This is a genomic window from Streptomyces sp. NPDC026417 (assembly GCF_055567695.1).
Genome location: NZ_JBVHPY010000006.1, coordinates 243,572 through 256,955, shown reverse-complemented (window position 1 = coordinate 256,955; position 13,384 = coordinate 243,572). Strand labels below are relative to the sequence as shown.

Genomic DNA, 13,384 nt, shown 5'->3' with positions numbered 1-13,384 from the left:
TCCTTCCGGTCGCTCTCCTCCCGTGGAGCAGTCATGAGCATCAGCCATGCCCCGCCGGGCTCTCAAGAGTCCGACATTCCGGCTATATCCAAGAACGTCAGCGCCTCCGAGCACGCGTCGCCGGCCCTCGAACCCATCGTCCCCGCCTCCACCCGCCGCACCCGGGTCCCGCGCTGGCTGCGCCGCACCTCCGGCCCGCTCCTCCTCCTCGCGCTGTGGCAAGTCCTGAGCAGCACAGGGGTGCTGACCCCCGACGTCCTCGCCTCGCCGGGCACCATCGCCCGGGTCGGAAAGGACCTGGTGGCGGACGGGTCGCTGCCCAACGCCATGGGCGTGTCGCTGCAGCGCGTCGCCGTGGGCCTGCTCCTCGGAACCGTCGTCGGTACCGGACTCGCCCTGCTGTCGGGGCTGTTCCGGATCGGCGAGGACCTGGTCGACGCCAGCGTCCAGATGCTGCGCACCGTGCCGTTCGTCGGCCTGATCCCGCTGTTCATCATCTGGTTCGGCATCGGCGAGGCACCGAAGGTCGCGATCATCACCCTCGGCGTGTCCTTCCCGCTCTACCTCAACGTGTACGCCGGCATCCGCGGCGTCGACTCCCAGCTCATCGAGGCCGGGGAATCCCTCGGACTGTCCCGATGGGGACTGGTGCGCCATGTCGTCCTGCCCGGCGCGCTGCCCGGTGCCATGACCGGCCTGCGCTACTCGCTGGGCATCGCCTGGCTCGCCCTCGTCTTCGCCGAGCAGATCAACGCGGACGCCGGGATCGGCTTCCTCATGGTGCAGGCCCGCGACTTCCTGCGCACCGACGTGATCGTGGTGTGCCTGATCGTCTACGCCTTCCTCGGCCTGCTCGCCGACTTCATCGTCCGCTCCCTCGAAAGGCTGCTGCTGCAATGGCGACCGACGTTCACCGGCCGGTGACTGCCGACCCGACCGCGCCCGCCTCGGCACCGGCGGTACGCGTGGACGGGCTGACCCGCTCCTTCGACGGCCGCGCCGTCATCGACAACCTCCGACTGGACGTCGAACCGGGCGAGTTCGTGGCCCTGCTCGGCCGGAGCGGCTGCGGCAAGTCCACCCTGCTGCGCATCCTGGCCGGCCTGGACCGGGACATCGAGGGCACGGTCCTCGTACCGCGCCGCAAGGCCGTCGCCTTCCAGGCGCCCCGACTGATGCCGTGGAAGAAGGTGTGGCGCAACGTCCTCCTCGGACTGCCCGGCAAGCCCGGACGAGCCGTCGCCGAACAGGCGCTGACGGAAGTCGGACTCACCCACCGCTCGGACGCGTGGCCCAAGACGCTCTCCGGGGGTGAGGCCCAACGCGCCTCGTTGGCACGGGCGTTGGTCCGCGAACCCGACCTGCTGCTGCTCGACGAGCCGTTCGGCGCGCTCGACGCCCTCACCCGCATCAAGGCGCAGCGGCTCGTCGGCCGGCTGTGGCAGCGCCGCGGCTGCGCCGTCCTGCTGGTCACGCACGACGTCGAGGAGGCGGTGCTGCTCGCGGACCGCGTCCTCGTCATGGACGACGGCGTCATCGCCTACGAGACGACGGTCGACCTGGACCGCCCCCGTGACATCACCGACCCGCGGTTCGCCGAGCTGCGCGGCGAACTCCTGGAACGGCTCGGCGTCGACACCGCCGCCGAAGCGGCCTGACCTCCCTCCCCTCCCGGCTCACCCCTTGCCCGGGAGCCGAACACACCCTCATCTGAACCGACCGAACGGAATCACCATGCGACGACGTCTCGCTCCCGCCGCACTGCTCCTCCCCCTCGCCCTGCTGCTCACCGCCTGCGGCGGCAACTCGGCGGCCGACAGCCCGGTCGGCGGCGGGACCGACGGCAAGGGCTCGCTCACGCTCGACGTCGGTGACCAGAAGGGTGGTTCGGAAGCGGTGCTGCGGGCCGCCGGGGAGCTCGACGACCTCGACTACAAGATCAAGTGGTCGACGTTCACGTCCGGCCCGCCCCTGCTGGAGGCGGTCAACGCCAAGGCCGTCGACATCGGCGGCGTGGGCAACACCCCGCCCGTCTTCGCGGCCGGCGCCGGCTCGAAGATCAAGGTGGTGGCCGCCTGGCACGGCACGTCCAAGGGCGACACCATTCTCGTACCCCCGAAGTCCCCGCTGAAGAAGCCCGCGGAGCTCAAGGGCAAATCGATCGCCGTGGCACAGGGCTCGTCCGCCCACTACCAGCTGGTCGCCTCACTCAAGAAGGCCGGGCTGGAACTGGGCGACGTCAAGGTGAAGTACCTGCAGCCGGCCGACGCGCTGGCCGCCTTCACCAGCGGCAAGGTGGACGCCTGGGCGGTCTGGGACCCGTACACCTCGCAGGTGTTGAAGGCCGGGCAGGGCCGCGTCCTGACCGACGGCGACGGCGTGGTGAACGGCCTCACCTTCCAGGTGGCCGCCCCCGACGCGCTCCGGGACAAGAAGAAGGCCGCCGCCGTCAAGGACTACCTGGAGCGGCTGCGGCGCGCCCAGGACTGGGTCTTCGCCCACCCCGCGGCCTGGGCGAAGGTGTGGGCGAAGGACACCGGGCTGCCCTACGAGGTGGCCCTGGCATCGGTGAAGAGGACCAACGCCTCGCGCGTCCCGGTGGCCGTCGACGACAAGCTCGTGGCCTCCGAGCAGGAGATCGTCGACACCTTCGCCGGTCTGAAGCTGATCCCGCGCAAGGTCGACTTCGGTGACTTCGTGGACACCCGCTTCAACGGCGATCTGCCTGCGTCGACCACCGCTCCCCGCGTCTACAAGGAGTCGTGACCGTGACCGTCCACCTCCACTGGTTCCTGCCCACCGGCGGCGACGGCCGCACGCTCGTGGACCGGCACGCCTACGCCGCCAACCCCGTCGACCGCGCACGACCGGTGAGCGGGGTGCGCCCTCCCGACATCGACTATCTGGCCCAGATCGCCAAGGCGGCCGAGCAGTTGGGCTTCGAGGCGGTGCTCACCCCGACCGGCACCTGGTGCGAGGACGCCTGGCTGACCACGGTGGCACTCGCGCAGCACACCGAGCGGCTGAAGTTCCTGGTCGCGTTCCGCCCCGGCGTCATCTCCCCCACGCTCGCGGCGCAGATGGCGGCCACCTATCAGCGCATCACGCGCGGACGGCTCCTGCTCAACGTCGTGACCGGCGGCGACTCCACCGAGCAGCGGCGTTTCGGCGACCACCTCGACCACGACCGGCGCTACAGCCGCACGGACGAGTTCCTCTCCGTCGTACGGGGCGTGTGGAGCGGCCGCCCCTACGACTTCGACGGAACCCACTACCAGGTCGAGGGCGGACTGACGGCGCTGCCGCCCGACCCGCTGCCGGAGATCTTCTTCGGCGGCTCGTCGCCCGCCGCCGGGCCCGTCGCCGCACGGCACGCCGACGTGTACCTGACCTGGGGCGAGCCGCCCGCCCAGGTCAAGGAGAAAATCGACTGGATCCGCTCGCTCGCCGAGCGCGAGGGACGCACGGTGCGCTTCGGGATCCGGCTGCACACCATCTCGAGGGACTCCTCCGCCGAGGCGTGGACGACGGCCGACCGGCTGCTCGGCGACCTCGACCCCGAGACGATCGCCGCCGCGCAGGCCGCGCTCGGTCGCAGCGAGTCGGTGGGACAGCAGCGCATGCTCGCCCTGCACGGCGGCTCGCGGGACGAGCTGGAGATCTCCCCGAACCTGTGGGCCGGCGTGGGTCTGGTCCGCGGTGGTGCCGGAACGGCGCTCGTCGGCAGCCACGCCGAGGTCGCGGACCGGATCGAGGAGTACCACGCGCTCGGCATCGAGCACTTCGTTCTCTCCGGCTATCCCCATCTGGAGGAGGCGTACTGGTTCGGCGAGGGAGTGATCCCGGACCTGGCCGCCCGTGGGCTGCTGCCCGGGGCCGGGGCCGTCGGCGGTGGCGCACCGCTGCTGGTCGCGAGCGGCCGCTGAACTCTCCCGCCCGGGAAGATACCGGACCCCGGTCCGGTTGGCAGAGGAGTGAACAGCACCGGGGCAGGGACGCACGAGGTCGACGTGGTCGTCATAGGCGCTGGGCAGGCGGGCCTGTCCAGCGCCCACCACCTGCGGCGGACCGGGTCCGAGCCGGGGCGGGACTTCGTCGTGCTGGACCACGCCACGCGGCCGGGCGGCGCCTGGCAGTTCCGCTGGCCGTCACTGACGTACGGCAAGGTGCACGGCATGCACGCGCTGCCGGGGATGGAGCTGACGGACGCCGATCCGGCCCGGCCGTCCTCCGAGGTCATCGCGGAGTACTTCGACGCCTACGAGCGCACCTTCGATCTGCGCGTACGCCGGCCGGTGGACGTCCGTGCGGTGCGCGAGGGCGACGGCGGGCGGCTGCTCGTCGAGACCTCGGACGGCTCCTGGGCGGCGCGGGCGCTGATCAACGCGACCGGCACCTGGGACCGGCCGTTCTGGCCGCGCTATCCGGGCCAGGAGACCTTCCGTGGCCGCCAGCTGCACACCGCGCAGTACCCGGGACCGGAGGAGTTCGCCGGACTGCGGGTCGTCGTCGTGGGCGGGGGCGCGTCCGGCACCCAGCACCTGATGGAGATCGCCCCGTACGCGGCGGAGACCAGCTGGGTGACCCGGCGGCCCCCCGTGTTCCGGGAGGGGCCCTTCGACGAGGAGGTGGGCAGGGCCGCGGTCGCGCGCGTGGAGGAGCGGGTCCGGCGGGGCCTGCCCCCGCAGAGCGTGGTGTCCGTGACCGGGCTGCCCCTGAACGACGCGATCCGGCGGGGCCTCGCGGACGGTGTCCTGGACCGGCTCCCCATGTTCGACCGGATCACCCCGGACGGCGTGGCATGGGACGACGGGCGGCACGTGGACGCCGACGTCATCCTGTGGGCCACCGGGTTCCGTGCGGCGATCGACCACCTCGCCCCGCTGCGGCTGCGCGAGCCGGGCGGCGGCATCCGCGTCGACGGCACGCGGGCGGTCGCCGACCCTCGCGTCCACCTGGTCGGTTACGGCCCGTCGGCCAGCACGATCGGCGCCAACCGGGCCGGACGCGCGGCGGTGCGGGACATCAGGCGGTTGCTGGCGGAGGTGCCGGCCAGCGCGTGACGTCCGGGCGGGCCGGCGCATTGCCCGCCCGGTCAGCGCGAGGGTGAGGCCGAGGCGATCTTCTGGTTCCGGTTGAACTCGGCGACGTTCCTCTGGTGCTCCTCGTAGACGGCTGTGAAGCGCGTGTCGCCCGGCTTGACGGTGACGAAGTACAGCCAGTCGCCCGGGGTGGGGTTGATCGCCGCGCGCATCGCCTCCTCGCCGGGGTTGGCGATCGGCGTAGGGGGCAGCCCCATGCGCTGGTACGAGTTGTACGGGTTGTCGAGCTTGGTGTCCTTCTGCGTGGTCGTCAGGCTGCTGCGGTTCAGCGCGTAGTTGAGGGTGGAGTCCATCTGCAGCGGCATGCCCCGCTCCAGCCGGTTGAAGATGACACGGGCGACCTTGCCCATGTCCTCCTTGGTGGCGGCCTCGGCCTGGACGATGCTCGCGATCGTGACCGCCTGATACACGTTCATCGCGTTGCGCTGGGCCCCCGCGGTGACCTGGCCGCCGTTGAACTTCTTGTTCGCGGTGGCGACCATGAACGACAGCAGCGACTCGGGGCTGGTCTTCTCGTCGAGCGGATACGTGGCGGGGAAGAGGTAGCCCTCCGGGTTGCCCTCGGCGTCATTGGGCAACTTCAGACCGGCCTTGCCCAGGGACTTCCTGGTACTGCCGGCCGGCAGGCGCAGGGCTTTGTCCACGGCGCCGTACACCTGGACCGCTCGCCAGCCCTCCGGAATCACCAGGGACCTGGGACGCGCGTCCTCGTCGTCCATGGTCAGCAGCGGCACCGCCACGGCGGTGGCCGCGACGACGGCTCCGGTCGCGATCAGGGCGACCCGGCCCCGGCGCGTCAGTCGAATCGTGCTCCGTGGCGGAGTGTTGGTCTGCATGCGGGCACGGTAACCCGCTAAAGCTCACAAACCCGACATATCTTCATCTTGTCGGCTCCAGTTGAGCGTCTCGGCGGACGAGGGCGGCGTAACGGCCGTCCCGCTCCAGCAGCTCCTCGTGCGTGCCGCGTTCGGCAGCGCGGCCGGCGTCCAGGACCACGATCTGGTCGGCGCCCCGGATGGTGGACAGCCGGTGCGCGATGGTGAGCGTCGTCCGGTTGGCCGACAGGGCGTCGATGGCTTCCTGGACGGCGCGCTCCGTGCGGGTGTCCAGGGCGCTGGTCGCCTCGTCGAGGATGAGCACCGGCGGGTCGCGCAGGATCGTGCGGGCGATGGCCAGACGCTGCTTCTCGCCGCCGGAAAACCGGTGCCCGCGCTCGCCGACCACCGTCTCGTACCCGTCGGGCAGGGAGGCGATGTGCTCGTGGATCTGGGCCGCCCGGGCCGCCGCATGCAGCTCCTCGTCGGTGGCGTCCGGCTTGGCGAAGCGCAGGTTGTCGGCGACCGAGGCGTGGAACAGGTACGTCTCCTGGGAGACCACGCCGACCGCGCGGGCGAGCGTGTCGAAGTCCAGGTCGCGCACGTCGACCCCGTCCAGCGTGACGCGCCCGCCCGTGACGTCGTAGAGCCGGGGCACGAGATAGCTGAGCGTGGACTTGCCGGAGCCGGTCGGGCCGACGACGGCGAGGCTGCCGCCCGCGGGCACCGTGATGTCGATGCCCTGAAGGACCGGTCCGCCCTTGCCGTCGTAGCGGAACTCGACGTCCTCGAAGCGGATCTCGCCCTTGACCTGGTCGAGGTGGACCGGCTGCTCCGGCTCGGTGATGTCGATGGGCAGGTCGAGGTACTCGAAGATGCGCTGGAAGAGCGCGAGCGAGGTCTGGATCTGGACGCCCGTCGACAGCAGGCTCACGGTCGGCCGGAAGAGCCCCTGTTGGAGCGAGACGAAGGCGACGAGCGTGCCGATGGAGATGGCCGGCCCGCCGAACTGCAGGGCCAGTCCCGCGGTCCAGTAGATGACGGCGGGCATGGCGGCCATGACGATGGTGATGACGGCCATGCGCCAGCGGCCCGCCATGTTCGACCTGACTTCCAGGTCGACCAGGCTCTCGGACTCGTCGGCGAAGGATCGCGTGAGCGAGTCGGCGCGGCCCATGGTCCGGCCGAGGAGGATGCCGCTGACGGACAGCGACTCGGTGACGGTGGCGGCCATCGTGGCCATCTGCTTCTGGCGTTGCGTCGCAATCTTCTTGCGCTCGCGGCCGACCCGGCGGCTGATCCAGACGAAGACCGGCAGCAGGAGCAGCGAGACGACCGTGAGCCGCCAGTCCAGGGCGACCATCGCGACGATCGTGGCGACGACGCTGGTGAGATTCGAGACGAGCGACGTGGCGGTGGAGGTGACCGTGGCCTGCATGCCGCCGATGTCGTTGGCGATGCGGGACTGGACCTCTCCGGTGCGCGTGCGGGTGAAGAAGGCGAGCGACATGCGCTGCAGCCGCCCGTAGACGGCGGTGCGCAGATCGTGCATGACGCGCTGGCCGACCGTGGTGGAGATCAGCGTCTGCAGCACGCCGAAGACGCTGGTGACGACCGCGCTCAGGATCATGCCGAGCGCGAGCAGGCTCAGCAGACCGGTGCGGCCCTCGGGGATCGCGACGTCAAGGATCTCCCTCAGCAGGAAGGGCGTGGCGACGGAGACCAGGGACGCGGCGCCGACCAGCAGGCCGACGACCGCGAGCCGGCCGCGGTAGGGGCGGAAGAGCTTCAGGATGCGGCGCACCTGACGCGGCTGCTCGGCCTCGGCGGGTGGCGGGGTCCAGGTGGGGCGATCGGGGCGCATGGGCTCCTACGGGAGGTGAGACGAGGACGACTGACGGAGCATAGCTCATTGTTACCTATACTCACAATGAACGGCATCCTGATATTGTTCCCGCATGACCACCCCCGATGCCGACGGCCTGCTCGCCGAGCAGTTGCTGCGGCTGACCCGTCGCGTGCACCGCATCCAGAAGCGCCATCTGGAGCAGCGCGCCCTGGGCATCACGCCGGCCCAGTCGCGGCTCCTGCGCACCCTGGCCCACTACGGCTCGCCGCCCCGGATGGCCGATCTGGCCGAGCGCCTGGAGGTGGTGCCGCGCGCCGTGACCACGCTGGTCGACGGCCTGGAGGCGAACGGGAAGGTCCGCCGGGTGCCCGACCCCAGCAATCGCCGGGTGATCCGGATCGAGGTCACGGACGACGGGCGCAAGGCGCTGCGGGAGCTGCGCGGCGCGCGCCGGTCGGCGGCCGAGGAGATCCTGGCTCCGCTCACGGACGCGCAGCGCGAGGTGCTCGGCGAGCTGCTGGACACCCTGGTCGACGGCACGCCCGGCGCGGAGCCGCCCTGCTGACCGTCCCTGGGGCGGTGGCCGACCGGAACGCGTGAGTCCGCGTGGTGGCCGAGCACACGCCGACGAGGGGGTCGTCCCCGCCGACGCCGGCTGCTGCGCCTTCGCCGGTGACCGCGGCATGCCGCACCCGGAACTCACCGAGGCGGCCACGCGCAGGGAGGCCGCGTTCGTGGCGACCCGCGCCTTCGACGCGCACCGCTCGGCGAACCGCAGATGCGGGGTCGGCATGGACCACGCGACGGGCCGCGGCTACCGCTCCGTCCTGCTGGAGCCGAGCGCGCGACCCGTCTCAGCGGGGCCTGCCGACCTCCGGGCACCGGTCTGCGCGTCACCGGTGACCGATCAGCGGTCAGCAGCGGCTCAGGTCCTCGGTCAGCGTCCCCTGCACGGTGACCAGGGTCCGATCGTGGCACCCGTCCGAGCCGCGCAGCCGGTAGCGCTCACGCGTGGTGGCGACCGCGTGCCGCTGGTCGCGCGGCACGTTCGCCGTGTACGTCGCGTCGCCCGTATAGATGTCGTCCGCCTTCGACCAGGCGGTGCGGCGGCCGCGCGTCTCGTCGACCGACACCCGGTCGCCGAGGGTCAGCACCGTCCGCAGCCGGTCACCGGCGCCCAGCGTCGTGGTGCCGTCCATGGTGTACGTGCGGTGTGTGCGCGTCACGACGGCCGGTCCGCGTCCGTCCACGGTGACCTTCTCGTCGTCCGTCCAGACGGCGTCGAGGCCGTCCGTGCTCTCGCCGTCGGTCCAGCGGTGCACGGAGGTGTTGGCCAGCGTGCGGCGCACGGTGGTGGTGACGCGGCCGTGCGAGGTGTCGGCGTATCCGGCCACCGTCAGCCGGTGGCCGCCCTCGGTGTCCAGCCGGTGTTCGGAACCAGGCGTGTGCACGGAGGAGTTGGTGAGGTCTCCCGCGGTGACCTCGGTGAGCGCGCCGGAGACGTGCGCGCGCCCCGCGTCCTGCCACACCAGCACGTTGACCGGGGTGCTCCAGCCGCTCCGGCCCGCGGGGACCCCGGCCACGGAGACGTCGATCCGGTGGGCTCGGCCGTCGTTGAGGAGTCCGGCGAACGGGGTCAGGTCGTACTCGATCGGCTTGATGTCGAAGGCGCGGGGACCCGGAATCACATACCAGAGGAAGGGGTTGGACCACCCGCCGGTCCACACGGTCGGAAACGGAGCCGCGACACCGGCGAGCCGGCCGTCCACCGTGATCTGCACCTCGCGGTAGGGGCCGTCGGTGGCCTTGCAGGAGTACGGCGCGGCGTCGGGCACCGTCAGGTACCAGTACTCCTCACACCCGCCGCCCGAACCGGTGGCGTACACCTCGGCGACGATCCGTTCGCTGTTGCGTGGTGCGGTGAGCGTCCCGTCCTTGAGGGTGAGGACGCGGTCGGGGGGTGAGGCGGGGCTGGCGGAACCGGTGCGGGCGGCGGGTTGCGCGGGCGTGCCGCGCCGGGTCGTGACGCCGGGACCCATGGTGTGCCGGGCCGGGTAGAAGGTCAGGGTGACCTTGACGTCGATGACTCCGGTGTAGGTGTCGTCGACCACGTTGCCGATGAGCATCTCCACGTCACGGTGCTCCCGGAGGGTGTCGCCGTAGCGCGTCACGTCCTTCTCGACGGACCACTCGATGCCGTCGGGTGAGGGCTCGGGCGTCGATGTGCGGAAGACCTCGACTCCTCCGATGCGGAGGTATCCGAGACGGTCGAACTGCCGCCCCTTGACGGTGCCGTCGAGCCGCAGTACGACCTTGCTCCAGCGCTCACCACACCCGCTCGGCGGCGCGTACGTGCCGCGGTACGGCGTGAAGTCACGGAACTGCGCCTCGGCTACGGTGACCCGGCAGGCCTTGCCGCCGGGCCTGGAGACGGGCGGGGCGGCCGTCAGGGGATCGTGCCAGTCGGTACCGAACTCGGCCGGTGGGTCCACGGATTCGGCCGCGGAATCCTGCGCGGGGCTCGCCGCGGGAGCCGGGCCTGCGCCGAGGAGAGTGCTCACCGCGAGGATCGCTCCGGCGAGCATGGACATGATGACCGGTCTTCTCATGGGCGGTGTTCTACGGGGGAGTTGGCCTCGCCCGCAACGGTGCCAGGGAGACATCCGAGCCCCGGAACCCTTGGGGGCCGGGGCAATGAGCCGGGCAGGCCGGGGCCGGGCAGGCGGAGGCTACGCCTTCAGGTCGGCCTTGTCGCCCATCACCACCACCGGATGCCGGTCCGGGTCGAGCGTGCGCAGGAGGTAGTTCATGCCGGACTTGGACAGGCTCACGCAGGCCGAGGTACCGCTGCCGTGGTCCATGTGCAGCCAGATGCTGCCGCCCTTGGACTGGCCCTCGGGTCGGGTGGGGTCGTTCGGCGAGGTGCCCTTGACGCGGTTGTAGTCGATGGCGATGACGTAGTCGAAGTCGTGCCAGTGCGACTTGGCCCAGTAGTGCGGCGCCTGGAAGGACGCGGACCTGGTGTACGGAAGCCGCGCACCCGGGTCGGCGAGGACTCCGCCCGCGTCGCTGAGCGTGAACACACCGACGGGGCTGCGCTTGTCGCCCTCGTGGTGCTCGGTCGTCCAGCCCTTCTTGCCGTTGTGGCCCTTCCACGTACGGGTCCGGTCCCAGGTGGCGCCGTGCTTCGAATAGAGGACGACCGTCGAGTCGGCGGAGTCCTTGCCCTCTCCGTAGACGGCCACGACCTGGCGGGAGTTGGCGGGAATCTGCTTCTGCAGCCGGTCGCCGACGTCAGGGATGCGCTTCAGGTCGACCGTGCGCGCCGCGGCCCGGCCGGCCTCGCTGCCGCCGTCACCCTTCGTCCCGCTCCCCCCGTCCGAACCGCCGCAGGCCGACAGGGACATCAGAAGCACACCGCAGGCCGCCACAGCGACCCCCGCTCGCGCCGAACCGTTCGCACCGCCTGTTTGCATGCGGTCCATCGTCGCACCACGTGCGGGACCCCTGCCCGCGGCCCCCTCGCTTCCCGGTCATATGCGGGCGGTCCGGGCCGAATCTTTGCCCTGCGGAGAAAAACCGTTTGCCTCCGACCACGCTCCGAGGCGAACCTTTCACGGTTTGTTGCCGACTCTCGCGACCGGTTCGGTGCCGGCCACGGCAGCGGCGGTCGGTGCCGGTCCCTCGCGGGGCCGGGTTCGACCGCCCAGCGGTCCGGTGCCCGCGGCATGCGGCCGCGGGGCCACCGGCCCCGGGCCGGTTCCGCCCGGCCGCCGCGACCGGTTCGCCGTCGGTCCGCGCGGCCGTCCACCCCTGACACGAGCCACTGGGATGTCATGCAGATTCAAGACCTTCCGTATCCGGATCCGGGTGTGCCCGACGCGCGCTCGGGTCCCAGATTCCTGTGGTGGCTCGGCCGGAACCAACTGGGCGGACAGCTCAAGGCCCTCGCCTGGGGTCTGCTGCACTTCGTCGCCGTCTCCGGTTTGCCCTTCTGCGTCGGCCTGGCCGTCCAGGCCGTCGTCGACCGGTCCGGCAGCCGGCTCGCGCTGACCGGGGGGCTGATGGCCCTCTGCGGTGCGGCCATCGCGCTCGGCGAACTGATGCTGCACCGCACCGCCGTCACCAACTGGATCACCGCCGCGGCACGCGTCCAGCAGCTCCTGGCCCGCAGCACCGCCCGGCTGGGCTCGGCGCTGACACAGCGCGTGGCGGCCGGCGAGGTCGTCGCCGTCTCCACGGGTGACGTGGAGAAGATCGGCTGGTTCGTCGAGGCCCTGTCACGGTTCGCCGCCGCCGCACTCACCGTCGTCCTGGTCTGCGCCGGTCTGGTCGTCTACCAGCCCGCGCTCGGTGTCGTCGTCGCCGTGGGCGTGCCGGTTCTGGCGCTCGCCGTCCTGCCTCTCCTCCCGCCCGCCACCCGCCGCGCCGACCAGCAGCGCGAGAAGGCGGGACGCGCCACGGAACTGGCCTCCGACACGGTCGCAGGCCTGCGGGTGCTGCGCGGCATCGGCGGCGAGGAGCTGTTCCTCGACCGCTATCGCCGGGCCTCCCAGGAGGTCCGTCGCGCCGCGGTGCGCAGCGCCCGTATGTGGGCGCTGATCTCGGCGCTCCAGGTGCTGCTGCCGGGTCTGCTGCTCGTCGCGGTCGTCTGGTACGGGGTCCATCTGGCCCGCGACGGCCGCATCACGGTCGGCGAACTCGTCACGGTGTACAGCGCCGTCATGCTCCTCACGTATCCGCTGCGGCACTTCGAGGAGATCGCCATGGCGTATTCCTTCTCGCGGCCCTCCGCCAAGCGGGCCGCCCATGTGCTGTCGCTGGAACGGATCACGGACATCGCCGGTTCGCGCGACGCCGTCGTGCCGACCGGCGACCTGTACGACCCGGCGACCGGGCTGCTGGCACCCGCCGGACGGTTCACCGCCGTGGTGTGCGGCGACCCGGACGCGGCGGGCGTCCTGGCCGAGCGGCTCGGCGGACATGCGACGGGCGAGGAGGCCGGCGTCTCCGTGCTGCTGGGCGGAGTACCGCTGGACGAACTGCCCCTCGACTCGGCACGGTCCGCCGTCCTGGTCCAGGACAAGGACCCGGTGCTCCTGTCGGGCTCGCTGCGCGATCTGCTCGACGTCCCCGCCTCCGGCGCCGTGACTGCCCCCGAGGCCCTCGCGGCCGCACAGTGCGGTGATGTGCTGGACGCGCTCGCCCAGGGGTCGCTGGACGCCGGGGACCCGATGGACGCACGCATCACCGAACGGGGCCGGTCCCTGTCCGGCGGCCAACGGCAACGGCTGGCGCTGGCCCGGTCCCTGATCACCGACCCGGAGGTGCTGGTCCTGGACGAGCCCACGTCCGCGGTCGACTCACACACCGAGGCCCGGGTCGCCGACGGTGTCCGCTCCCTGCGAGCGGGCCGTACGACGGTCGTCTTCACCTCCTCACCCCTGCTCCTGGACCACGCGGACCGCGTCGTCCTCGTGGAAGGAGGCGAGGTCGTGGCCGTCGGCGTGCACCGCGAGCTGGTGCACGCCGAGCCCCGGTCCCGCGCCCTTGTGACCCCGGAGACCGAGGACGCAACCCCGTTCTGCGACAGCCGTCCCACGACCGGCACCCCAGCC

Annotated in this window: 11 protein-coding genes and 1 pseudogene; 8 read left to right on the top strand and 4 right to left on the bottom strand. The window is 71.6% G+C overall.

Translation table 11 applies throughout. The annotated features are described in order from the left end of the window. Nucleotides 1–33 precede the first annotated feature (33 nt). The 5 genes from ACZ4NT_RS12545 (at nucleotide 34) to ACZ4NT_RS12525 (ending at nucleotide 5,063) form a co-directional block, all read left to right on the top strand. Nucleotides 34–924 (top strand): ABC transporter permease, encoded by an 891-nt coding sequence (locus ACZ4NT_RS12545; RefSeq protein WP_467725097.1) that lies wholly within the window; start codon nucleotides 34–36, stop codon nucleotides 922–924. Then, nucleotides 897–1,658, top strand: coding sequence for an ABC transporter ATP-binding protein (locus ACZ4NT_RS12540; RefSeq protein WP_467725095.1), 762 nt, complete (start codon nucleotides 897–899; stop codon nucleotides 1,656–1,658). The genes ACZ4NT_RS12545 and ACZ4NT_RS12540 overlap by 28 nt, the downstream gene beginning before the upstream one ends. 76 nt (nucleotides 1,659–1,734) lie before the next feature. Further along, nucleotides 1,735–2,766 carry an ABC transporter substrate-binding protein gene (locus ACZ4NT_RS12535; protein WP_467725093.1) on the top strand — a complete coding sequence of 344 codons (1,032 nt, stop codon included), beginning with the start codon at nucleotides 1,735–1,737 and terminating at the stop codon, nucleotides 2,764–2,766. Between the two features lie 2 nt (nucleotides 2,767–2,768). Next, complete coding sequence (locus tag ACZ4NT_RS12530) at nucleotides 2,769–3,926, top strand: LLM class flavin-dependent oxidoreductase (protein ID WP_467725091.1); 1,158 nt, start codon at nucleotides 2,769–2,771, stop codon at nucleotides 3,924–3,926. Between the two features lie 48 nt (nucleotides 3,927–3,974). Further along, the gene (locus tag ACZ4NT_RS12525) at nucleotides 3,975–5,063 is read left to right on the top strand and encodes an NAD(P)-binding domain-containing protein (RefSeq protein WP_467725089.1); all 1,089 of its coding nucleotides are present in this window, start codon (nucleotides 3,975–3,977) and stop codon (nucleotides 5,061–5,063) included. Between the two features lie 32 nt (nucleotides 5,064–5,095). Here ACZ4NT_RS12525 and mltG read toward each other — a convergent pair whose 3' ends face one another. Continuing rightward, nucleotides 5,096–5,938 (bottom strand): endolytic transglycosylase MltG, encoded by an 843-nt coding sequence (mltG, locus tag ACZ4NT_RS12520; protein ID WP_467725088.1) that lies wholly within the window; start codon nucleotides 5,936–5,938, stop codon nucleotides 5,096–5,098. Between the two features lie 43 nt (nucleotides 5,939–5,981). After that, nucleotides 5,982–7,781, bottom strand: coding sequence for an ABC transporter ATP-binding protein (locus ACZ4NT_RS12515; RefSeq protein WP_467725086.1), 1,800 nt, complete (start codon nucleotides 7,779–7,781; stop codon nucleotides 5,982–5,984). 94 nt (nucleotides 7,782–7,875) lie between these two features. On the opposite strand from ACZ4NT_RS12515, the gene ACZ4NT_RS12510 reads away from it, so the two are divergent. Both ACZ4NT_RS12510 and ACZ4NT_RS12505 read left to right on the top strand, forming a co-directional pair. Further along, nucleotides 7,876–8,331 carry a MarR family transcriptional regulator gene (locus ACZ4NT_RS12510; protein WP_121408442.1) on the top strand — a complete coding sequence of 152 codons (456 nt, stop codon included), beginning with the start codon at nucleotides 7,876–7,878 and terminating at the stop codon, nucleotides 8,329–8,331. Nucleotides 8,332–8,383: 52 nt separating this feature from the next. Continuing rightward, nucleotides 8,384–8,724, top strand: a pseudogene (locus ACZ4NT_RS12505) (FAD-binding oxidoreductase); the annotation flags it as partial. On the opposite strand, the gene ACZ4NT_RS12500 reads toward ACZ4NT_RS12505, so the two are convergent. Both ACZ4NT_RS12500 and ACZ4NT_RS12495 read right to left on the bottom strand, forming a co-directional pair. Further along, the gene (locus ACZ4NT_RS12500; protein ID WP_467725084.1) at nucleotides 8,681–10,375 is read right to left on the bottom strand and encodes a peptide-N4-asparagine amidase; all 1,695 of its coding nucleotides are present in this window, start codon (nucleotides 10,373–10,375) and stop codon (nucleotides 8,681–8,683) included. The pseudogene ACZ4NT_RS12505 and the gene ACZ4NT_RS12500 sit on opposite strands and share 44 nt — an antisense overlap. 120 nt (nucleotides 10,376–10,495) lie before the next feature. Further along, nucleotides 10,496–11,242 carry a hypothetical protein gene (locus ACZ4NT_RS12495; protein ID WP_467725082.1) on the bottom strand — a complete coding sequence of 249 codons (747 nt, stop codon included), beginning with the start codon at nucleotides 11,240–11,242 and terminating at the stop codon, nucleotides 10,496–10,498. Between the two features lie 360 nt (nucleotides 11,243–11,602). Between ACZ4NT_RS12495 and ACZ4NT_RS12490 the strand changes: the two genes are divergently transcribed. Further along, the coding region (locus ACZ4NT_RS12490; RefSeq protein WP_467725080.1) for an ABC transporter transmembrane domain-containing protein at nucleotides 11,603–13,384 on the top strand (1,782 nt) is incomplete at its 3' end.